Annotated in this window: 22 protein-coding genes and 1 pseudogene; 9 read left to right on the forward strand and 14 right to left on the reverse strand. The window is 60.0% G+C overall.

Going from position 1 to position 21,629, the window contains the following annotated elements; translation table 11 throughout:
• Positions 1-125: 125 nt before the first annotated feature.
• The 4 genes from DDD63_RS11700 to galE all read left to right on the forward strand — a co-directional run bounded on the left by DDD63_RS11700 (position 126) and on the right by galE (position 3,210).
• Positions 126-1,499 (forward strand): sodium/solute symporter, encoded by a 1,374-nt coding sequence (locus tag DDD63_RS11700; protein ID WP_240611284.1) that lies wholly within the window; start codon positions 126-128, stop codon positions 1,497-1,499.
• Entirely contained in the window at positions 1,496-1,834 is a 339-nt protein-coding gene (locus DDD63_RS13035; RefSeq protein ID WP_240611285.1) for a hypothetical protein, read from the forward strand. Before DDD63_RS11700 ends, DDD63_RS13035 begins: the two co-directional genes overlap by 4 nt.
• An 11-nt stretch (positions 1,835-1,845) precedes the next feature.
• Positions 1,846-2,118, forward strand: coding sequence for a hypothetical protein (locus DDD63_RS11705; RefSeq protein ID WP_108716528.1), 273 nt, complete (start codon positions 1,846-1,848; stop codon positions 2,116-2,118).
• 123 nt (positions 2,119-2,241) lie between these two features.
• Complete coding sequence (gene galE, locus DDD63_RS11710; protein WP_108716529.1) at positions 2,242-3,210, forward strand: UDP-glucose 4-epimerase GalE; 969 nt, start codon at positions 2,242-2,244, stop codon at positions 3,208-3,210.
• A gap of 173 nt (positions 3,211-3,383) precedes the next feature.
• Here galE and DDD63_RS13260 read toward each other — a convergent pair whose 3' ends face one another.
• The 14 genes and pseudogenes from DDD63_RS13260 to DDD63_RS11770 all read right to left on the reverse strand — a co-directional run bounded on the left by DDD63_RS13260 (position 3,384) and on the right by DDD63_RS11770 (position 15,227).
• Positions 3,384-3,794, reverse strand: a complete 411-nt coding sequence (locus DDD63_RS13260) for an SMP-30/gluconolactonase/LRE family protein (protein ID WP_205647268.1) — start codon at positions 3,792-3,794, stop codon at positions 3,384-3,386.
• Positions 3,795-3,811: 17 nt separating this feature from the next.
• Positions 3,812-4,282, reverse strand: coding sequence for an SMP-30/gluconolactonase/LRE family protein (locus tag DDD63_RS13265; RefSeq protein WP_205647269.1), 471 nt, complete (start codon positions 4,280-4,282; stop codon positions 3,812-3,814).
• Positions 4,283-4,511: 229 nt separating this feature from the next.
• Positions 4,512-5,927, reverse strand: coding sequence for a GntP family transporter (locus DDD63_RS11720; protein WP_108716530.1), 1,416 nt, complete (start codon positions 5,925-5,927; stop codon positions 4,512-4,514).
• 3 nt (positions 5,928-5,930) lie between these two features.
• Positions 5,931-6,818, reverse strand: coding sequence for an NAD(P)-dependent oxidoreductase (locus DDD63_RS11725; protein WP_108716531.1), 888 nt, complete (start codon positions 6,816-6,818; stop codon positions 5,931-5,933).
• A gap of 455 nt (positions 6,819-7,273) precedes the next feature.
• The gene (locus DDD63_RS13425; protein WP_346426217.1) at positions 7,274-7,810 is read right to left on the reverse strand and encodes a nucleotide-binding domain containing protein; all 537 of its coding nucleotides are present in this window, start codon (positions 7,808-7,810) and stop codon (positions 7,274-7,276) included.
• A complete protein-coding gene (locus DDD63_RS11730; protein ID WP_346426218.1) occupies positions 7,750-8,715 on the reverse strand; it encodes a four-carbon acid sugar kinase family protein in 966 nt (321 codons plus the stop codon). Before DDD63_RS11730 ends, DDD63_RS13425 begins: the two co-directional genes overlap by 61 nt.
• Before the next feature lie 241 nt (positions 8,716-8,956).
• Positions 8,957-9,673 (reverse strand): FadR/GntR family transcriptional regulator, encoded by a 717-nt coding sequence (locus DDD63_RS11735; RefSeq protein ID WP_108716532.1) that lies wholly within the window; start codon positions 9,671-9,673, stop codon positions 8,957-8,959.
• Between the two features lie 275 nt (positions 9,674-9,948).
• A complete protein-coding gene (rplI, locus tag DDD63_RS11740; protein WP_108716533.1) occupies positions 9,949-10,413 on the reverse strand; it encodes a 50S ribosomal protein L9 in 465 nt (154 codons plus the stop codon).
• Between the two features lie 14 nt (positions 10,414-10,427).
• Positions 10,428-10,664, reverse strand: coding sequence for a 30S ribosomal protein S18 (rpsR, locus tag DDD63_RS11745; RefSeq protein WP_108716534.1), 237 nt, complete (start codon positions 10,662-10,664; stop codon positions 10,428-10,430).
• Positions 10,665-10,723: 59 nt separating this feature from the next.
• Positions 10,724-11,239, reverse strand: a pseudogene (locus DDD63_RS11750) (single-stranded DNA-binding protein); the annotation flags it as partial.
• A 22-nt stretch (positions 11,240-11,261) separates the two neighbouring features.
• Entirely contained in the window at positions 11,262-11,549 is a 288-nt protein-coding gene (gene rpsF / locus DDD63_RS11755) for a 30S ribosomal protein S6 (protein ID WP_108716536.1), read from the reverse strand.
• 143 nt (positions 11,550-11,692) lie between these two features.
• Complete coding sequence (locus DDD63_RS11760; RefSeq protein ID WP_108716537.1) at positions 11,693-13,948, reverse strand: transglycosylase domain-containing protein; 2,256 nt, start codon at positions 13,946-13,948, stop codon at positions 11,693-11,695.
• A 2-nt stretch (positions 13,949-13,950) separates the two neighbouring features.
• Positions 13,951-14,196: a hypothetical protein gene (locus tag DDD63_RS12605; RefSeq protein WP_205647403.1), complete on the reverse strand. Its 246-nt coding sequence runs from the start codon at positions 14,194-14,196 to the stop codon at positions 13,951-13,953.
• A gap of 65 nt (positions 14,197-14,261) precedes the next feature.
• Entirely contained in the window at positions 14,262-15,227 is a 966-nt protein-coding gene (locus DDD63_RS11770; RefSeq protein WP_108716539.1) for an AI-2E family transporter, read from the reverse strand.
• 642 nt (positions 15,228-15,869) lie between these two features.
• Here DDD63_RS11770 and DDD63_RS11775 point away from each other — a divergent pair.
• The 5 genes from DDD63_RS11775 (at position 15,870) to DDD63_RS11790 (ending at position 20,939) form a co-directional block, all read left to right on the forward strand.
• Entirely contained in the window at positions 15,870-16,448 is a 579-nt protein-coding gene (locus tag DDD63_RS11775) for a PadR family transcriptional regulator (RefSeq protein ID WP_108716540.1), read from the forward strand.
• Positions 16,449-16,575: 127 nt separating this feature from the next.
• A complete protein-coding gene (locus DDD63_RS11780) occupies positions 16,576-17,655 on the forward strand; it encodes an inositol-3-phosphate synthase (RefSeq protein ID WP_108716541.1) in 1,080 nt (359 codons plus the stop codon).
• 565 nt (positions 17,656-18,220) lie between these two features.
• Positions 18,221-18,430 (forward strand): hypothetical protein, encoded by a 210-nt coding sequence (locus tag DDD63_RS12095; protein ID WP_125482536.1) that lies wholly within the window; start codon positions 18,221-18,223, stop codon positions 18,428-18,430.
• A gap of 261 nt (positions 18,431-18,691) precedes the next feature.
• Positions 18,692-20,062: a methyltransferase gene (locus DDD63_RS11785; protein ID WP_240611286.1), complete on the forward strand. Its 1,371-nt coding sequence runs from the start codon at positions 18,692-18,694 to the stop codon at positions 20,060-20,062.
• The gene (locus DDD63_RS11790; RefSeq protein ID WP_108716543.1) at positions 20,028-20,939 is read left to right on the forward strand and encodes a XamI family restriction endonuclease; all 912 of its coding nucleotides are present in this window, start codon (positions 20,028-20,030) and stop codon (positions 20,937-20,939) included. The genes DDD63_RS11785 and DDD63_RS11790 overlap by 35 nt, the downstream gene beginning before the upstream one ends.
• Positions 20,940-21,629: the final 690 nt, after the last annotated feature.

The following is a 21,629-nucleotide window of genomic DNA, read 5'->3' on the forward strand; positions in this document are numbered from 1 at the left end:
GTAACACTTTGAATCTAACAATCCCGTTGACAGCGTGAGATTCCCTTGCAAGAATCAGAATGATTACGTCATCATCTGGAGCGTATCAAAGTCGAACACACACCGCTGAAAGGACATCGACGACGATGACACATTTGATCCACGCCTATGGCGTCGATTACCTCGTCATAGCGATCTACTTCGCGGCCGTTCTCGGTATCGGTCTTATCGCCCGAAGGCAGGCCTCCAGCTCCATCGGGTTCTTCCTCTCTGGTCGTTCCCTACCCGCCTGGGTAACGGGACTCGCCTTCATCTCCGCCAACCTGGGTGCCGTCGAAATCATGGGGCACTCGGCCAATGGCGCCGAATACGGCTTGCCAACCCTGCATTACTTCTGGGTGGGTGCCGTACCCGCCATGCTCTTCCTGGGCGTGGTCATGATGCCGTTCTACTACGGTTCAAAGGTCCGCTCCGTGCCGGAATTCATGCGCATGCGATTCGGTACGGGAGCTCACTTGGTCAACGCCCTCTCATTCGCCCTGGCACAGGTGCTTATCGCCGGCGTCAATCTCTTCCTGTTGGGGAGCATCGTCCACGCGCTTCTCGGTTGGCCGCTGTGGGTAGCCCTGGTTGTCGCCTCCGTCATCGTGTTGGCGTACATTACCTTCGGCGGCCTGAGTGCCGCCATTTATAACGAGGTCCTGCAGTTCTTCGTTATCGTCGCCTCCCTGCTGCCGCTGACGCTTATCGGCCTGCATCGCGTGGGCGGCTGGAGCGGCCTGAAGGAGAAGATCACCGAGGCGGCAGCGGCGGCCCCACCGGATGCACATGTGGCCTCCGCGAGTGAACAGCTGCACTCCTGGCCCGGCCAGGCTCTCTCCGGCTTCAATTCACCGGTTCTGTCTGTGATCGGTATAGTGTTCGGACTCGGCTTCGTGCTCTCCTTCGGATACTGGACCACGAACTTCGTGGAGGTGCAGCGCGCCATGGCCTCCGAATCCATGACCGCAGCCCGAAAGACGCCGATTATCGGTGCCTTCCCGAAGATGTTCGTTCCCTTTATCACCGTACTTCCCGGCATGCTCGCGGCCGTCCTCGTCACCGAAATCGCCGATGTCAAGAATGGCGAGCATGTGGCTGGCGGTGCCTCGGGTACGGGAGTGCAGTTCAATGACTCCCTGCTCTACCTCATGCGCGACCTTCTGCCCAACGGACTGCTCGGCCTGGCGATTACCGGCCTGCTCGCCGCCTTCATGGCTGGCATGGCGGCTAATATCTCCGCGCTCAATACCGTGTTTACGATTGACCTGTGGCAGACCTACGTGGTGAAGGACAAACCGGATGCCTACTATGTGAAGGCGGGCCGGATGTGTACGGTGGTGGCGACCATTGGGCCATCTTCACGGCGCTTATCGCCAGCAAGTTCTCCAATATCATGGACTACCTGCAAACACTGTTCGGCTTCTTCAACGCACCGCTCTTCGCCACCTTCATCGTCGGTATGTTCTGGAAGCGAATGACTCCAACAGCCGGCTGGGTGAGCCTTATCGGTGGCACACTCTCTGCGGTGATCGTGTGGCTGCTCTCGCTGGTCGGTGTCATCAACCTACCCGGGCAGGGCACGGCCTTCGTTGCCGCCGCAACGGGGTTCGTCGTCGATCTCATCCTCGCCGTGCTCGTCTCCTTGGGGACGAAGCCGAAACCGGCCGAGGAATTGGTGGGCTTCGTCTACTCCGAGACGCCGAAGTCCAACTTCCATGACCCGGCACTGAAGACCATGCCCGTGCTCGCCCGCCCGGTACCCCTGGCATGCATTGCCCTCGCCATGGTCATCGTGCTCAACGTGCTGTTCTAAGGAGATGCAGGATGAGTAACACAACGAATAACCAACCACAGCGGCGTGCCGGACTCTTCGACGTCCGCAACGTGATCGGGATCATGATGGCATGTTTCGGCATCATCCTGACACTGACAGGAATTGTAGGCGATCCGGAACTCGAAAAGACCGGTGGCGTCAACGCCAACCTATGGGTGGGTATTGCCCTCCTCGGCGTGGCCTTGATCTTCGCCCTGTGGGCGTGGATCCGCCCCACATATGTGCCCGCCAAGGACGCCACCACAGGCGCACCAAGCAACTAATTCGACTTCGGTCCCGGCCTTTTTGGGAATCGGTCCCATTTCAGGAACCGACCGTAGGAACACGGCCGGGACCGAAGTTCTGTGGCTTCTCGTTAGCACTTCGATACAGGAGGAGATTTTCCTATGTCATGGCTCATCACCGGCGGTGCCGGTTATATCGGTTCCCATGTGGTCCGAGCTTTCGCACAGGCGAAACTCTCACCCGTAGTGATCGACGATCTATCCACCGGCCACGCATCCTTTGTGCCAGATTCCGTTCCATTCATCCGCGCCGATATCCGCGATACTGCACTCGTACAACGCACACTGCACGAATACGCCTGCGACGGCGTCGTCCACATCGCCGGTTTCAAATACGCCGGAGTGTCGGTCACCGAGCCGCTACACACCTACGACCAAAACGTGGAAGCCACCGTATCCGTGCTGCGTGCCATGCAGCATGCAGGCGTGCATCGCTACGTGTTCTCCAGTTCGGCATCGGTATACGGAACTCCCGACGTCGACCTCGTCACCGAGGACACCGCCCTGCATCCCGAATCACCGTACGGTCAGACCAAGCTCATCGGTGAATGGCTCAATGCGGATATGCACGCGGTGGACGAGCAATGGCAGGGTGTCAACCTCCGCTACTTCAACGTTGTCGGTTCCGGGGATACCGGACTATGGGATTCCAGCCCGCATAATCTGTTCCCCATGGTCTTCGACCGCCTGCTCGGCGGCGGCACACCACAAGTCAACGGCAATGACTACCCGACGCCCGACGGCACCTGTGTGCGTGATTACGTGCATGTAGCCGATATCGCCTCCGGTCACGTGCTGGCCGCGCAGGCGATGCTGGCAGGCCGTGACCTACTTCCTGCCTACAACCTGGGAAGTGGCGGCGGCACCTCGGTGCAGGAAATCATGGACGCCATTCGTCAAGTTACGGGTATCGACTTCACCCCCATTCAGGCACCACGCCGTGCCGGTGACCCGGCACGGATCGTCGCCGACGGCACCGCGGCAGGGCGAGATCTGGGATGGACCCGCCATTACGACCTGCGAGAAATGGTCCGCTCCGCCTGGGAATCGCGGCAGAACGCTTCCGCCTAAGCGCCTCGCACAGGAGGCTCTGCACAAGAGGCTGCATAAGGGGTTGGTACTACCGACGTGGTACCAACCCCTTATGCATTGGCAGGCGCGTTCTCCTCCCGCTAGCCGTTCCGCCGTCTCCGGCAAGCCCGGCAGCATATGCCCAAGGTGCCGCGGCGATAGTCGCAATCCACTCAAGCACGCCCGGAGGCGTAACGACAATCGCGTGTATTGGTGTGAAGACGATAGATGGATGTCGAGGCGGCAATGAAGAGGTCTGTGCCGTCCGGCCCTCCGAAGCAGAGATTACCGATTTTCTCCGGCACTGGCACCCGCCCAATTTCCTCACCATCCGGCGAGAGAATCACCACGGCCTCCAAACTGGAGGACCACACGTTTCCGTGCTCATCCACCTTGATACCGTCGGGGACTCCCGGGCCGACCTGCGCGAAGTCCTCACCGTTCTTCAGCCGCCAATCGTCCACCATGTAGCGGCGGATATGGTTGCGCTCGAACGGAGTGCCTTCGCGGTTCAACGCGGAAGAATCTGCAATGTAGCAGATTGATTCATCGGGAGAGAACGCTATGCCATTGGGTTCGACCACGTCGGTAGCGGCTACCGTCAGCCGCCCTTCCGGGTTATGCGGAATACCCAGTGATCACAGTACTCACGCGATCCGGGATGCCCTTCCTCCGGGTAGATGATTCCGTAGGCCGGGTCGGTGAACCAGATTGATCCGTCGGTGGTCACGACGATGTCATTGGGCGAATTGAAGCGGTGATCCTGCCAGCGGTCCACCACGGCCGTCACCTCGCCGTCGCGGTCGCGCTCGACTCGCCGCAGACCATGCGAACACTGCAGAACGGACCCATCGAGGTCAACGGTGCGGCCATTGACATGTTCGGTGTTTTCCGCGTGCAGAACAAGCTCGCCGGTAGTGGGATCCAGATCCCAGATCCGCGCGTGCTTAACATCTGAGAAACGCAGCACCTGTTCCTTGCGCAACCAGCATGGACCTTCAATCCACCAGCCGCCTTCATACAGGTGATCCAAAGTGGGGTTGTCACCCACCAGGTCTGTCAATGTGGTCATTTCCTTCTCCTTGCTATTGTGCCTTTGTGGTTGGTTGCTTCGAATATGGCACATCCTGGGCACGCCAACCACAACTTTCGCGACTGGCCTCTCCGCCACATCGCATCTGCCACGCTGTTACCCTCCGAAACCGTCGTGGCGGGAAGGTACGCGCCGGTTGCACTATAGGGGACCAAAACGGCCGCCTCTGGGTGGCGAAAGCCGTCCCGCCACCCAGCAGGCCACCGACTTAGCTGACCAGTGCGAATACAGCCCAGGTTAGTGCAAAGCCGATGAGGCTGAGTACGGTTGAGAGAACAGTCCACGTCTTCAGGCCGTCCTTCACCGACAAGCCAAGGTACTTCGTCACGATCCAGAACCCGGAATCATTGATATGCGATAGCCCGAGAGCACCGAAACCTATGGCCAGCGTGACAAGGACAGTTTCTATCCCCGTGAATCCGGCATTTGCAATCGGAACAGCCATGAGGCCGACACTCGTGTTGATCGCGACTGTGGCGGATCCCTGCGAAGCGCGCAGTACCAGAGATATCAGATAGGCGGCAAGAATAATCGGCATATTGAGGTCGATCAGCGTCTCGGACAGTGCATCCCCGATGCCCGACTCCGTTAGTACGCCGGCGAACATGCCACCCGCACCGGTGACGAAGACGATCACCGCCACATCCGGTAGGGCCGAGTCCATGATGCTGCTGCGCCGTTCCAGGTTCCAGCCTTGCGAGCGCCCCACCACCAAGTAGGCCACAATCACCGCAACCGTCAGAGCCACCGCCGACGATCCGATCAGTGAGAGCCATCTTTGGGTGGTTGTCCCCTCCTTGAGGGCTATAGTGCTGACCGTTCCCAGCATGATCTGCAAGATCGGAAGCAGGATCAGGAGAATCACTGTTCCTGCTCCGATTGGTCGCACGGCACGCCGCAAGGCGGTCGCCGCACCGTCCTGCGCTCCGGAAGCCTCCACCGACGAGTCATTCTCCGCTCGCTCTGCCTGTAATTCCGCTGCCTTGCTGACCGGAGACTCCGACAGCTGAATTCCGTCAGTACGGATACTCTTGGCGATGAAATAGCCTCCCAGCACCGTGATTGCGCAAATCGGCAGACCGATCATAATCATCATGCCGTTATCGGCGCCGGTAGTACCAGCGGCAGCAACCGGTCCCGGATGCGGCGGCAATGCAACATGTACCGTCAGCAGGGCACCTGCCACTGGCAACCCGATTTTCAGCGGGTTCAAACCCGCTACTCGTGCAAAGCCGAACACGATGGGAGCGAGGATAATAAAGCCGACGTCGAAGAAGACGGGGATGCCGAGGATGAATGCCGATGCCGTCACCGCAGCGATTACACGGTGCTCACCCAAGCGCAAAGTGAAGGCGCGCGCCAGGGAATCGGCTCCTCCGGCCATTTCGATCAAGCGGCCTAGAATCGCTCCCAGCCCGACCACGATCATCACCGATCCGAGGGTATCGCCCATGCCCCCTTGCAGCACGCCAACGATCTTTTGCGGCGCTATGCCAGTGGCCAGGGCGGTGCCAAGAGACACCAAGATGAGGGCAACGAATGCAGACATCTTGACCCCGATAACGAGAAGTAGCAGGACGAAGACCGCACCAACGGCGATCCCGAGTAGAGCTGCAGTGCTCATAAATCATTTCCCTTCGCCACGTACAACATTGATAATGGTCGAGTCGTCGTCGGCCCCGCGGCCCTGTGCCAGGCCAAGCACGTACAGCTGCTCCGCTGCCGCAGCCAGCGGGACGGAGAGGCCGACGCTTTTGGCTGCCGATGTCACGATACCCATATCCTTGACGAAGATATCCACGCGGGATGCCACCTCGGGGTTGCCGCCCTCATACGCCTCGATGGCGCGCGGACCGCGGTTACCCAGCATGAAGGACTCTGCGGCTCCCGACATCAGTGCATCGAGTGCCTTGCGCTGATCGAGGCCCAGCTTGCCGGCTAAAGCCAAGGCTTCCCCGGCCGCGGCGATATGCACACCACAAAGCAACTGGTTGACGGTTTTCATCGCCTGACCCTTACCGGGTTCATCGCCCACCAACACCAGGTTGCCCGCCATGGCCTCCAGTACCGGCAGAGCCGCCGCGTACACATCCGGGTATGCTCCACAGGTCACGAGCAGATCACCTTCACCCGCTCGCACCGGACCACCGGATACCGGGGCGTCGACCATGCCGATGCCATCGTCGGCCAGTCGAGCCGCCACCTCCATGACCGCGTCAACACCGACCGTGGACGTGAGGATAACGACGGCGCCCTGCTTCATAGCCGTTACGACGCCGGCGGCGCCGTACAACACATCCTCAAGCTGCGCTCTATTACGCACGGCAATCAGTACGGCGTCGGCGCCCTCAACGGCGTCGCGAGCGGTAGTCACCGTCTCAACACCGGCCTCGGCGGCCAGTTGCCGCCGCTGGTCGAAAAGGTCATAACCGCTCACTTCGAAGCTCTTCGAGAGCCAGGTAGCCATAGGAAGCCCCATTGCTCCGAGCCCGAGAACCGCTACGCGTTGTGTCATGATTTTCTCCTGTTTTCTTACTTGATGGGGATTTTCTACTTGATCGGAATCGGTCTGCAATGACCGGTGGCTGCATGCCCGTGCGGGCATGCGCTGTGCAGAGAGGTCTATTGCGGCGCTCCCGTGGCAGCAGCGCCGCGGATTCGGGGATGTGGGCGGTCACTCGAGGTGCATATTCATCCGAGTGTTCCGGGGAGCCGTCTCGCACCTACAGGTGTTTATCGGCTTGTGGGGCTAGGCGACTGTGCAAGACTTGGTGGCCCTGCGGGGCTAGGAGTAGTTCTTCGGGAGGTTGTGCCAGGCCTGGTGGCTCTTCGTAGCTTTGCCGCCTTTCGGGGCTAGGCAGCGCTTCGCAGTTTGGCGGATGAACCGGGGCGGAAGGGGTGTTTCCGCAAGCGGAGATCCGCCTCCGCGTGCCCGGCGGCGGTCGGGGGCCACCGGGCACTACTGCCTCATCACTGCTTGAGCTTGTCCGCTACCTCGGCCAAGGAATCATCTCCCCCAACATTGCCGGGGAACACAACGTAGGGCACCCCGGCGGCGGGGCCATCCTGCGCCAGCCACAGCGAGACAATTCCTGGCAGCATCGGGCCGAGCGCAATGGCGCGGCCGATTTCCAGGCCCTTAGAGGCGACGTCGGAGGAGGTGATGCCGCCCTTGGCAATCACGAACCGGGGAAGGACGCGGGCAATTATTCCCTGCACCACCGTGACCACGGCTGCCGAGACCTGCCGGGAAATGGCCAAGGAATCGGCGGCGTCGGCACCGGTGACGAGGGTGCGTGAAGTACGTACGATCACGTCTGCACATGAAAGTTCGTCAACCGACTGGTCAATGAGGTTGCGGAGATGAGCATCGCGGGCGTCGTCGTCGATCACCTGTGCAACGTCGATTTCCAGTTCCAGTGGATGCCGATGCTCGCGCAGTGCATTCAGTTGTCGCGTTGTGAGCCCGACATGTGATCCGACAACAACCAGTCCACCCGGTGCCACCGGCCGCTCCCGCGAGCGGCGTTGATCTCTTCGGAGGTGAGCGGCGCATGAACTTCCTGGCCGAGTCGAGCACGCACGAAGGGCGGACCAACGCGGTAGATGAAGTGCGATCCCGCCTCCTCCGCCTTGATCAAGGCCAGCGAGAGCTGACGCAGATCCTCTTCTTCGACGATATCCACGGCGATGGCCTGAGCGTCCGACGCAGAGCGCAGCAGTTCCAAGGTGCCCTGTGGATCGGTCCGCAGGGTTTCGATATCGAGTACGAGAACCTGTGCAGCGCGGCGTTTACCGCCGCTTTTCTCCTCCACCCAGTCGGCAAGTGCAGATGACTTGTATCCGAAGCTGGCGTCGCGCGCAAACTCCGTTTCGCCAACGGGCAGGTAGCCGTCGGCGGGATTGCCGGCGTAATGCGTTCCGTGCACCGTGATTCGCCCGGCGTCACCGAAGGCGGGCACAATCACAATGCCGTCAACCTCCACACCCGCCGATTCGCGTAAGCACTGCGTGATCGTGTCCGGTTCAAGTGGAAAGTGCCCGCGCAGCGTCGAGTCTGATCGCGAAACGAAGGCTACCTCAAGGTCGGCGGCCTTGGCTGCCGCCAGTGCGGCGTTCACGGCTTCGCGATTGACCCGCTCGGCGTCGGTGGGCGCGAGCGAGCGGGAATTCGTCATCACATATACGGCGGGGGCACCGGTGCCAAACACCCAGGCGAAGTCCTCTTCGTCCCAGGATGTGAGGACGGGTAGGTTGGAAATGGATTGGGTGCCGGTAGGATCGTCGTCGAGAACAACGTATACGGGGTGGGATCCCGCGGCGGCTTGCTGCGCGGCGACGACGTCGGCAGCGGAAACATCAGGAACTGGCGGGAGTCCCGCCAGTAACTCTTCACGACTAATCTGGGGCATCTTCGCTCCTTTGCATGCGCTCAGACCTCAGAGGACTTGTGCCCTAGTATATTTGTCTTTGGTCCTTTGTGCAAGGGTGGAAAGCTCAGAGGTGACAATCGGGATTTCTTTACCGGCTGCCGTCCGTCATGCAGGGGCCGAAAATACACCCACGTCTTGCCCATCCGCCTACGCTTCCTACCGAAGCCCTCACTTCATTCACAGGGCCAAAGCTGTATGTCAGTTGCTGCAACGGCGCCCTCTACTCACTCGTCTCTTCTTCCGTCGGGCGGGTCGTGGCCAACAGATCGAGCCGCGTCTGGGTCATATGCGAACGCATCGCATCCTTCGCCGCCTGCTCGTCGCCCATCTCGATGGCGCGAAGGACCTCCCGGTGATGCGTTTGCGCGCGCTCGCGCACCGCCGCGTCGGAAGATGTGACTCGCCGTGACTGGCGCATTGCGACTTCCAGTGGTGCCATCACCGCCAAGACGAAGGGGTTGCCGCTGGCCTCCATAATCGCGCGGTGAAAAGCCAAATCGGCACTGACGACGGTCTCCACGTCAGCTTCCGCACCGGCGGCGTCCATGATCTCCACCTGCTGCGCAATGGCCTGCAAATCATCCTCGCTGCGGTTACGTGCCGCCAACCCAGCCGCTCCCACTTCGATCATGCGACGCAATTCGACGAGTTTGAGCCCGACCTCCCGCTCGGAACTGGTGCGCAGAGTCATGTTGATAAGAGTGCCGAGATCCGTCCACTCACTGCGGGCAACCACAAAGGTGCCACGGCCCTGCACCACGCGGAGCACGCCGCGTTCCCGTAGCACCTTGACAGCCTCACGGAGGGTCAGCCGCGAGACATTCAGCTCCGCCGCCAACTCCACCTCGCCGGGTAGGCTATCGCCGGCGCGGTATTGGCCTCCAGCAATGCGGTCAAGAATGGCATCGGTGGCTTCCTCTACCAGGTTTCTACTCATGGGATTGCGGGCTCCTTCCGGCTACTATCTTGACACACGGCACACAGACGGCGGCGGGACAGTTTTCCCAGCGAGGGCCGCGCCACCCGCGGACGGGAGCGGCCGTCAGCAGACCGGGCCATGCCCACAACGCCGCACGCGGCCGGGCGGAAGCACGTACCTGATTCTCCTATCGGCCGGATATCGGCGCGTGTCGGGCACCGTGGGGCATAAGCGTATGCGGGGGCCAGGAACAGCTCCTAACCCCCGCACCAGCATTCTTCACAAATAAGCTGCTACTTGCGCTTCTTCTTTTTCGGCTCCGGCACCACGGCCACCGCCACCAGCGCAGACACATCGTCATGCAGCTTGATGGTCGCCTTGTAATCACCCAGCGACTTAACGGCGGGCAACGTGACCTGACGGCGGTCGATCTCCTTGCCGGTGAGTTCAGACGCCGCAGCGGCAACGTCCGCACCCGACACGGCGCCAAAGAGGCGGCCATTGTCTCCGGCGGTCTTGGTGATGGTCAGCGTCGCCGCCTCCAGCGTTTCACGCAGCTCATGCGCATCTTCCAGCGAGGTAATCGCACGACGACGGCGCGCCTCGGCTATCTGATCGATCTGGCGCTGCGCACCTGGGGTCCACTTCGTGGCGTAGCCTCGCGGCAGCAGGTAGTTACGACCGTAGCCGTCCTTGACCTCAACAACTTCACCGGCCCGACCGAGGCCGGAGACTTCATGCGTCAAAATGATCTTCATAAGAGTCTCCTTTCTCAGCGTGCGGAGCTCGAGTAGGGCAGCAGAGCCATCTCGCGAGCATTCTTGATCGCCTTGGCGATCTTGCGCTGCTCTTGCACGGATACGCCGGTCACGCGGCGCGCGCGAATCTTGCCCCGATCAGAAATGAACTTGCGGAGAGTTGCCGTGTCCTTGTAGTCGATGTTCTCGACCTTAGTGGTCCGCACCGGACCTATCTTCTTCTTTGGTTTGCGAAGAGCCTGCTTCGCCATAATATGCTCCTTTGGTTAAGACGGCGCCCTGGCGCCATCAGAAAGTCGGTATCAGAATGGGGGAGATCGTCGAAGGACGAGCCGCCTTGCGGCGCCTGCTGCCACGGGTCATATGCTGAACCACCCTGCGGCGCATCGTAAGATGCACGGCCCTGCGCGCCACCGGGAGCGGACTGCCCGCCACCCTGGTATCCACTGCCGGAACCCCGGCCGCCGGATACCTTCGTGACTTGGGCGCGTGCATAGCGCAACGCCGGACCAACCTCGTCCACCTGCATTTCAAGCGAGGTGCGCTGTTGGCCGTTGTACTCATAGGACCGTACGGTCAATCGCCCGGTGACAATCACCCGCATTCCCTTTGTGAGTGACTCGGCGACATTCTCGCCGTATTCACGCCACACCGAGCAGCGGATGAACATGGCCTCGCCATCTTCCCACTGATTTGTTTGCCGGTTGAGGGTGCGTGGCGTTGACGCAACCGTGAAACTCGCGACGGGAGTGCCCGAAGCGACGTAACGCAACTCCGGGTCGGCGGTCAGATTGCCAACAACCGTGATAATCGGTTCGCCTGCCATGATTTACTCCTTCGGCGTTGCCTCAGGCCTCTACCCGCAGCAGCTTGGTGCGCAGAACGGACTCGTTCAGTCCCAGCTGCCGATCAAGCTCCTGGGCGGTCTGCGATGTCGCCTTCATGTTCACGACAACGTAAATGCCCTCGGACCGCTTGTTGATGTCATAGGCAAGCCGACGCCTGCCCCAAATATCGACTTTCTCCAGGGAGCCTCCCTCGTTAGGGACAACCTGAAGCAGTTTGTCGACGTAAGTCGTGATATTCCGCTCGTCAACATCCGTATCGAGAATGATCATCATCTCGTAATCGCGCATGTCTTCCCAACCTCCTTCGGACTAAACGGCCATGGTCTCTCCATGGCAGGAGGGATAATGCGTGGTCGCGCTGCGGCACGACATGCCGTCGATACGCGACAGCGCATCATTTTACCGGTAGTATCACCATCGCGCCAGCGAAACTACGGACTCCCTCCGGGATTCGGGTCACCCTCTCCGCCGCCGGGATCGCCCTCGGTCGGCTCATTCGGGTTTGGCGTCGGCCCTTCCGTCTCGGTGGGCTGCGGCTCCTCGGTGGGCTCTTCAGTCGGCCCTTCCGTCTCGGTGGGCTCCTGCGTGGGCCCTTCCGTCTCGGTGGGCTCCTCCGTCACCGTCGGCGCCGACGTCGTCGGTGAATCGACAGCCGGGACACTACCCGTCCACACTGGATCCGGGAAGTCCTCGACCTCCATGTCGGCCGTCGCCACCTCCATGTAGTCAAGCCAGATCTGCGCTGGGAACGAACCGCCGCCGATACCGATATTGGTGTAAGCGCCAAAGCCGGTCAGCACTTCCTCACTGCCGTCCTCGCCGATCTGGTACATATTCACCACGGTCACCATCTGCGGAATGTAGCCACAGAACCACGCCGATACCGGACCGGTGGAAGTACCCGTCTTTCCGGCCACCGGCCGCCCGAGTTGACCGGCGGTCGCCCCGGTGGCGCCGGGGGCCGTCACCTGTTGCAGCACGTAGTTCAACTGCGCGATGGTGTTCTCTTCGAACACGCGAGTACCCTCGGTGTCCGCAGAATATATGACGTTGCCATCTCTATCACGCACTTCCCGCACAATATGCGGGTCGTGCTGTACACCACCGGCGGCGAAGGTCGCGTATGCCTTCGCCGTATCAATCGGGCGGGGGGAAGCGGACCCGAGAACATTGGTCAATGTGTCGTCGAGTCCGGCGGTGTCCTCCGGGATACCCGCCTGCACCGCCACCGCCCGCGTATTCTCCGGGCCGACGTCCTTGTTCAACTGTACGTACACGGTATTGACCGAATACATCGTTGCCGTCACAAGGTTGATATTGCCGCGGCTGGACGAATCGAAGTTCTCGATTTCCAGTCCGTCGATCACCTTGGGAGAGGACGAATCGTAGCGCGTATTGACCGACATATCCTGGTCCAGCGCAGCGAGGAGTGCGAAGGGCTTAAAGGTAGATCCGCCCTGCGCAACATCCTGCGTGACCGCATTACGTTGCCGTACCAGGTAGTCGGCCCCGCCATACATAGCGTAGATCTCGCCATTGCGCGGGTCGACGGAGACCAGACCCACGTAATTGTTCTCCGGCCGGTCTTCCGGAAGGTTGTCGACGGCGGCAACGGCAGCCTCTTGCTTTTCCTGGTTGATGGTTGTGACGATCTGGAGGCCCATTGTGGACAGTTCATCCTCCGTGAACTCCCCCGATGCTACGAGCTCGCTGGTAACCGTTGAGAGCAGGTAACCGTTGGGGCCGGCATAGTCATTGCTGGCCACCTTTTCAATCGTTTCCGGGAATTCCGCCGCATCGGCCTCTTCCTGCGTGCAATATCCGTCCTGAACCATCAGGTTGAGCACGCGCTCCCAACGCCGCTGTGCGTATTCCGGGTTGACGGCAGGATCGCCGGAACTGGGCGCCGGGATGATACCCGCCAACAGCGCGGCCTGTGACAGGTTGAGCTCGCTGGCGTGAATTCCGAAGTACTTCTGTGCTGCCACCTCGATTCCGTATGCGCCGCGGCCGAAGTAGATCGTGTTGAGGTAGTTCTCCAGAATCTCTTCTTTGGACTGCTCACGATCAATTTTGAGAGCAAGAATGGCCTCTTTTATTTTCCCGGTGTAACCGGTGGTCGTACCGAGGTAGTACCTCTCCACATACTGTTGGGTGAGGGTGGAACCGCCCTGTTGCGCCCCGCCGCTGACGTTATTGACCAGCGCCCGCACTATGCCCTTGATGTCAATGCCGTTGTTGGAGTAGAAACTACGATCCTCCGAGGCAATTACGGCATGCGGCACAACATCGGGAAGATCACTCAGAGGCACCGATTCACGGTCGTAATCCGCGAAACTGCCCATCTCGGTGCTTCCGTCCGTGTAATACACCTTGGTGGTTTCCGCCAGCGCGAAATCATCCGGTTCCGGTACGTCAATCGCGATGTATAGGGCGACGAAAGTTCCCACCAGTAGCGCGATGAAACCGAGGAAGGATCCCAGGACGAAACGCCAGCTCGGCAGCCATCGATGGATGGGGCCGTAGCCTTGGCGCGGATAGTTCCATCCTCGCTTGCGACCGGGTTTGACTTTCCCGCGCCGAGTCACTCTACTCGGCGCCGCCTGCACTTTACCTTTCTTCGCTTTGGTGGCGGATCGCGACGAAGTCGCCGTGTTCTTCGCCGATGTGGACTTCGATCGTGCCATTGCTATGCCTCGCTCGTGTCTTTCGTCTCTCTCCACGCCAGCAGCCGTTCAAGTGCACGGCCCAGCCGGGATCTGTCCTCGAACAAATCCGGGTTCATCCCGACGAAGGCATCCGGCGCGGGCTCCTCTTCATCGTAATATCCTTCCTCCATCTTCTTGTCCGCAGCGGCCTCCGGTACAAGGAATGCCTCTATCCACCGTGTGCCCGGGCTGGAGTCAATTAGTAGCGCCTTCGCGAACAAGGTCAATGGAACCGCCAGAATCGCGCCGAGTGGGCCGATTACCGCCGTCCAGAAGACCAGGGAAAGGAATGTTACCGTCGTCGAAAGCCCAACGGCGTCTCCGGTGATCTTCGGTTGGAAGATCCCTGGATAACCGCGTTGATAACGGAGTAGGCAACGATCACCCAGACTGCCGTAATCCAGCCGGAGTCCAGAAGTCCCAACAGTGCCGGTGGGATCACCCCGATGACGAAGCCGATATTGGGGATGTAATTCGTGATGAAGGAGAACAGGGCCCAAGCCACCGCCATCGGCACGTTGAGTATCTGAAGGGCAATTCCGTCAATGACGGCGACAATCGCACCGAAAGTGGTGGAGACCAGCCAGTACTGCCGCACGCGCCCCTCGAAGGAGGACAAGGCTTCAAACAGATAACCGTCATGTCGCTCGACAATTTTTGCGCGTGTGGACATGGTCATGGTGTCAATGGTGATGAACAACAGTGCAAGTGCTAACAACGCTATGAGGGAGCCTGCGGAACTGACGTAATCCAGCACACCGGACAGTGCGGAAAGGACGGACTGCACATCAAAACGCTCCAACACCGCGTTGGTGAACTGGTCCGTGCTTAAACCGTAGCGCTCCAACAATGCAGTCCCAGAGGTGACGAGGTCCTGGAACTTAGTCACGTATCGTGTGACCACATCAGGCAGCCCCACAAGGGACCACACCATCAATCCGATGACGCCGAGCAGGGTCACTACAAGTGTGGTAATCGTCACGACTGCCGACAGCCAGATCGGGAGCCCCTTCTTTATGAGCCACCGGTGGATGGGCCGAACCGTAAGAACCAGTGTCAAGGCAAAGAAGGCCGGAGCGACGAAGTCGCGTATCTGGTAGAGCCCAGCGCAGGCAACCGTCGCCAGCGCTCCTGCCAAAAGGATTCGCAATCCCATCGGCAGTGCCGCGCTTCCTCCCGGTGTCGCCACTAGCGGTGTCAACTCCGAACCATTGCCTCCGGTGTTGGCCGTCTTCACCTTATTGGCATTGTTGGTCACACTCTTGCCGAAACCGTCCGATGCGTTGCCGGTGCCCGTGCGGTTGATATCCGGCGAGTTGCTGGGGGCTTCGCCGTGTCACCGCCGCTTGCGCCGCCCGTACCACTTGCGCCACGACCCGCACCTAGCGCTGCGATGGGATCATGCGCTTGGCGCGTGCTTCCCTGCTCTCCGGGTGAGGTCATCGTCCCTCCGTTCAGTACGAATATATCGATTCCAGTGTGCCTTATCTTCCCAGTAAACCCCGCGCGACGCGAGGCGGTCCGCTCAGCAGTCCACGAAATGGCGAGGTCGTCCGCGTGTGAACCCGGCGCTCTCGGCGCAAGGGCGCACACTTCGCCGGAAGCAGATCGACAGCCATTGTGCGCGGCAGGCGGAGACATAAGTCATTGCTGCCGCTGGACCGCCTTCGCCGGATGCGACTACCTGCTGGACCGACGTCTTAACTTGCGATAGGTTTGGAAAATATATCAAAACGATATATTGTTGAGTCATATCGCCGCTCGCGTGAGGATGACTACATTGATCCTCACGGCACGACGATCGAAAGCCGTGGGAGGTCGGAGCAAAAGAGCGCCGTCGGGCTCGTATACCGCAGTCACGGGGTCGGCACGGCGGCAGACAACTGATGAAAGGACGGAGATGGCAAGCACAACGCTGCGCACGAAGGTTCTTAACCTTGCCATCCTTGGTTATCTGGCGCTCGGCCCGCAGCATGGCTATGCGCTACGCAAACGACTCAATCTCTCGCTGGGAGTGTTCCGCACCCTGAGCTACGGTTCCCTATATCCCGCGCTGCGCCGCCTCGAGGACTCCGGTTATATCGTGTCCCATGAGGATCCGAACTCCACACGCTCCAAACGCCGTCGTATCACCTACTCGATCACGGATAAAGGTAGGCAGTATCTCGACAACGAACTATCCTCCGTCGGGCCGGGAGACTGGGAAGACGGAACCTTCGACGTGCGTTTCGCCATGTTTTCCTCCACCGACAGCGCCACCCGCCTACGCATTCTTGAAGGGCGATTCGCCCGCATGCTGGAGCGTCGTGAAGCTCTGCAACAGTGGATGGAAGGCGTAGCCCGCGATCCCGATGGATACATCCTCGAACTGGCAAACCATGGCCTAGCCCAGGTAGCAGCGGAGCTCGAATGGCTGGAGGCGATGATTCAAAACGAGCGGCGGCAGGTAGCGAAAAACAAACACCGCCGAAGCAGCTAAGACGGCCCGGTGCCACGCGACTAGCACACGACCGCAACCGCACCGGGAACAGTCGGGATTCCTCCAATGGGAACACCCGGCTCAACCAAACCAAGATTGCACGGGAACCCCGAGATAGGAGAAGACAATGGGAAAGATCCGCGTCGGCATTGTAGGTGTCGGCAACTGTGCATCATCACTAATCCAGGGCGTTGAATATTACAAGGACGCCGACCCGGCAACATCCGTGCCCGGTCTTATGCACGTGCAGTTCGGCGACTACCACGTCCGCGACCTTGAGTTCGTTACCGCTTTCGACGTTGACGCCAAGAAGGTTGGCGTTGACCTCGCCGATGCGATCAACTCCTCCGAGAACAACACGATCAAGATTGCTGATGTTCCACCCACCGGCGTGGCCGTTGAGCGCGGGCACACCCTGGATGGACTCGGCAAGTACTACCAGAACCAGATTGAGGAGTCACCGGCCGACCCGGTCGACGTCGTCGCCGCACTGCGTGAAAAGGAAGTTGACGTATTGGTCAATTATCTTCCCGTCGGTTCGGAAGACGCGGCGAAGTTCTACGCGCAGTGCGCGGTGGATGCGCAGGTGGCCTTCGTCAATGCCATGCCGGTGTTCATCGGATCGACGCCGGAGTGGAGCGATAAGTTCGCCGCCGCCGGTGTACCCGTGATCGGCGACGACATTAAGTCGCAGATCGGCGCCACCATCACCCACCGGGTGCTGGCGAAGCTGTTCGAAGACCGCGGCGTGACGCTGGACCGCACCTACCAGCTCAATGTGGGCGGCAATATGGACTTTATGAATATGTTGGAGCGTGAGCGCCTGGAGTCCAAGAAGATCTCGAAGACGAATGCGGTGCAGTCGAACCTTCATAACCCGCTTGATGGCCACGATGTGCATATCGGCCCCTCAGACTACGTCTCCTGGCTAGATGATCGCAAGTGGGCCTTTGTGCGCTTGGAGGGCCGCAACTTTGGCGATGCTCCGGTTTCCTTGGAGTACAAGCTGGAGGTGTGGGATTCGCCGAACTCGGCCGGCATCATCATCGATGCCGTGCGTGCGGCCAAGATCGGCCTGGACCGTGGAATCGGCGGCGAATTGCTCTCGCCGTCGTCCTATTTCATGAAGTCCCCGATGGAGCAGCGGCCCGATGATATCGCCCGCGAATCCGTCGAAGCCTTCATCCGTGGCGAGGTGGAGCGGTAAGGGGCACAAGCGGGCTCGCCTCCTACCCATACCCCTAGATTCTCCGGGTTTTCCGCAATTCTCCGCGAAAAACCCGGAGATTCGCGCATACTGAACCGTTCTGTCACGACCAGGTAACCAGTGGGGCCTCGACGGCATGGGGCCGTGCTCAGCGCCATATGTGGCTGGCGGGTCAGTCCAGTTGTCAGGAAGAATGCACGCACGGCTTCCCAGTTCCACGGGCTTCGGCAACACGAGAGGCGCCCTGGCTTCTACTCGATGTGAGTCGGCCCGAGGAAATCCGCCGACAGTGCGTCGCTGCAACTGTTACACAGGACACCTCTTAAAGACAGGCGGGAACAATATTCAGAGCATTTCGCTGCGGCACTGTGTCGTTGTGAGGCTATCTCTTCTGCCAACGTAGGCTCTGCTGACGACTCTTCCAACGTCTCGAGCGGTTCGGCGTAGCGTGTCCTACCCATTTCTTAGTTGTGAAGCGTGTCGTGATGAAGCTTCCCAGCTTGAGGGTGCATCGTGGTAAAGTCGACGTAATACAGTCGACGAGCGGGACGAGGAGAAGCCGACATTGAGCAGGAAGCGCCGACCACACAACGAGTTGAAGTTCGCGATGCGCGACTTCCTTGCGAAGCGTGGTGCGCCCGCGTCGATCAAGGAGATCCGCCAGGGTGTTGAACCGGTGGTTGGTACCTGCCCCGATTCCTCGTACCGCAGCGCCCTTCAGGACGAACGCATCTTCCTTCGAGTCTCGCGAGGGGTGTTCACGCTCAATGAATGACCTCACTCTCGACCAAAATGACCTCACTCTCGACCAAATTGCCACGACTTGCCTTGCACTCGGCGTTGATCGACGCACCTTGTCTTCCGCTGAGCTGGCTGTGCTCCCGCGCATCGCGTCGAGCCTCTCGATCTTCCGGGGACGCGTGCGCTCATCCTCGAAGGCGCTGATCCTCTTGGCGAGGCCTTCTGTGCAGCGCGCACTGCCGAGGAACGCCGTCCGTGGGGACAGACGTTCACCCCTGCGTCGATTATTCGTTCCATGTTGGAGTGGGCAAAGGATCGTGCGGTCCCGGCCCGTATTGTCGATCCTGGCTGCGGCTCGGGCCGATACATCCTAGCTGCCTTGCGTGCCTTCCCGAACGCGGTTGGCATCGCATCTGACGTTGACCCCTACGCCGTCCTCATGACCCGCGCCAACGCTCACGTCCTGGGGCTCGAATCGCGTCTCAAGATCGTAGTCGGCGATTACCGTGCGCTCACCCTGCCCAAGATCGAGGGCGTCACGCTCTTCCTGGGGAACCCGCCCTATGTCCGTCATCACGACATTGAAGCTCAATGGAAGACCTGGCTCGGTGATACAGCCTCCCGAATGGGGCTCAAAGCAAGCAAACTCGCTGGTCTTCATGCCCACTTCTTCCTGGCGACCGCACTCTATGCTCAAGCGGGGGACATCGGTTCTTTCATTACCAGTTCAGAATGGCTCGATGTTAACTACGGACAGCTCATTCGAGACCTACTCGTCGGCCCGCTCTCCGTGTCGAGCCTTCACGTCCTGAGTCCAACGAGCCTACCCTTTGATGACGCCACCGTCACCGGCACTATCACGTGTTTCGAGGTCGGTGTGAACGCTCCTGACGTGCGCATTCAGACCGTTGAAAGCATCAGTTCGCTTGACGACCTTTCGGCTGGATTCCCGATCTCACGGCAGCGCCTCGCCGAGACGTCCCGGTGGTCCGTTATTACGCGAGTAACCCCGAAGCTCCCTGACGGATACGTCGAGCTTGGAGAACTTGCGCGCGTCCACCGAGGTACCGTTACTGGTGCGAACAAGGTGTGGGTCACCGCCCGCGACGCCGTTGATCTTCCTGATGACTTCCTCTTCCCCGCTATCACCCGCGCGCGTGAGCTCTTCGCCGCTGGTGACCGTTTGGTAAACTCCGAGGACCTCAAGACTGTCATCGACTTGCCCGCGGATTTAGACGTCCTCGACGAGGTTGACCGGAAAAGGGTCGATCGCTTCCTCCGCAACGCGAAGAAGCTCGGCGTCGCTGACGGCTATGTCGCACGCAACCGGCGCGCGTGGTGGAGCGTCGGCCTAGCTTCACCGGCGCCTATCTTGGCGACCTACATGGCGCGACGACCTCCAGCCTTTGTGAGGAACGCAGTCGATGCTCACCACATCAACATCGCCCACGGGATCTATCCGAGGGACGCCATGAGCGGTTCGGATCTCGATGCCCTCGCCGCCTACCTGCGTGTCAACGTGTCAACAACGAGCGGGCGGACCTACGCTGGTGGACTGACAAAGTTCGAGCCACGAGAGATGGAGCGTCTGGTGGTTCCATGCCTCCCGCTGCTCCGTGACAAGGACCGTCATGACTCAAGCACCACCAATCTGGTCGAACTCTGAGCTGGCAGCACAGATCGCCCGAGCCACGGAGATCTTCAAGGAGGAACGCATCGGCGAACCTCTTGAGCTCTACTCCGACCTCTTCGACAAATATCGGGACCCCGTCGAGAGCCTCCTTGAAGAGAGCGTTGACCTTCAAGAACTCACCGGCGTGGTTCAGGAGTACATCATAGATCAGGACAAACGCTACGCCCTCCGCTACCTCGCCTCGCCACCTGTCAGCGACGATGACCTCAAGGTCCTCGCAGACGCCAAGTTCTCCCCCGCCGCCCTGGAGAAAGATCCAGACGCCGTCGCACGCATCATCGAGGTCGTCCTTGCCGGACTCGACCGCTGGAGGTTCCCCTGGCTCACCGAAGGTCGCGAGGCAACCGAGATGGAGCGTCGTATCGCGACGATTTCAACCACCAGCCTCATCGCGACGAGCCGTTTGCAAACCTATCGGCGGAACACCCAGAAGACCGATCAGGAGGAACATATCGCGGATGCCCTTCGCTCTATCGGATTTCAAGGGGTGCCGACTCGTAACATCGGGAGCGTGCTAGATGCTCCCGCACCAGGCGAGTTCTGCCACGAGAGTCTCCTTGGAGGCTCGAAGGCCGACATCATCGCACGCCTATGGGACGGTCGTATCCTCGCGATCGAAGCCAAGGTTACGAACTCCGCCACTAACAGCGTCAAACGTGTGAACCGAGAAGCCGCAACCAAGGCCGTCAACTGGCTCAACAAGTTCGGAACGCTCGGGGTTATCCCGTGCGCTGTGCTCTCCGGCGTGTTCAAGGTTCACAATCTGGTCTCTGCGCAGAATGACGGGCTGACGATCTTCTGGGCGCATGACCTCGATCGGATGCTGGAGTTCATCAAGAAGACCAGATGAGGCCTAGCGCCACACCCGAAGACCCCAGGGAAGCGTGCGTTTCCGAACTGTTTCTCCAATCTCTGGATCTAAACCCACACCGCTCTTCTTCGCGATGCGCCGCACGCAGCAACCCCTCCAGCTCACACCTGCCCTGTTCACACGTTTGTTACGTGCATCCGATCACGTTGCCTCGTGTCTGGAGCTCAGTCATCCGAGTCTCCCGGTAGTTCGCACCGAGGCGCTGTTCGGTGAAGCACTGAAGCCTGCGACCCAACCGGGCTTACTGCCCCTCTTCCTGAGCCTTATGTGTTTCTGCATTCTGCATGGGAAACGCTTGCCAGGCGTGGTGAATGTATGGTTAACGGTTGCTTTTCTATTTTAGGCCACGGTTGGTACAGTTTGTTTCGTGACGGCTTCAAGTCCGATGTGTGTCAACTCACCGGGGCTGTGTTGTGCTGTTTGTACTGGCAGGTCACTTCAATCTAGTGGGTGATTTGTCCGGAAAGTTCCGCGTGTGAATCCCAGATCTTAGTGGACAACACGTTCTTCGGCCTTGTCCAGTGATGCTGTACAGCAGATCGTCCCAACCAGTTGTGTCGCTTACGCCGCGTTCGTGACTGATGCCCTCAGCCGTAAGACCATGAGGTTGAATCGTCCCGGGTTTGATGGAGGCAGTAATCGCGCGGAAGGAATACTGTCATGAGTGTT

The organism is Actinobaculum sp. 313, from assembly GCF_003073475.1.
Taxonomy (GTDB): domain Bacteria; phylum Actinomycetota; class Actinomycetes; order Actinomycetales; family Actinomycetaceae; genus Asp313.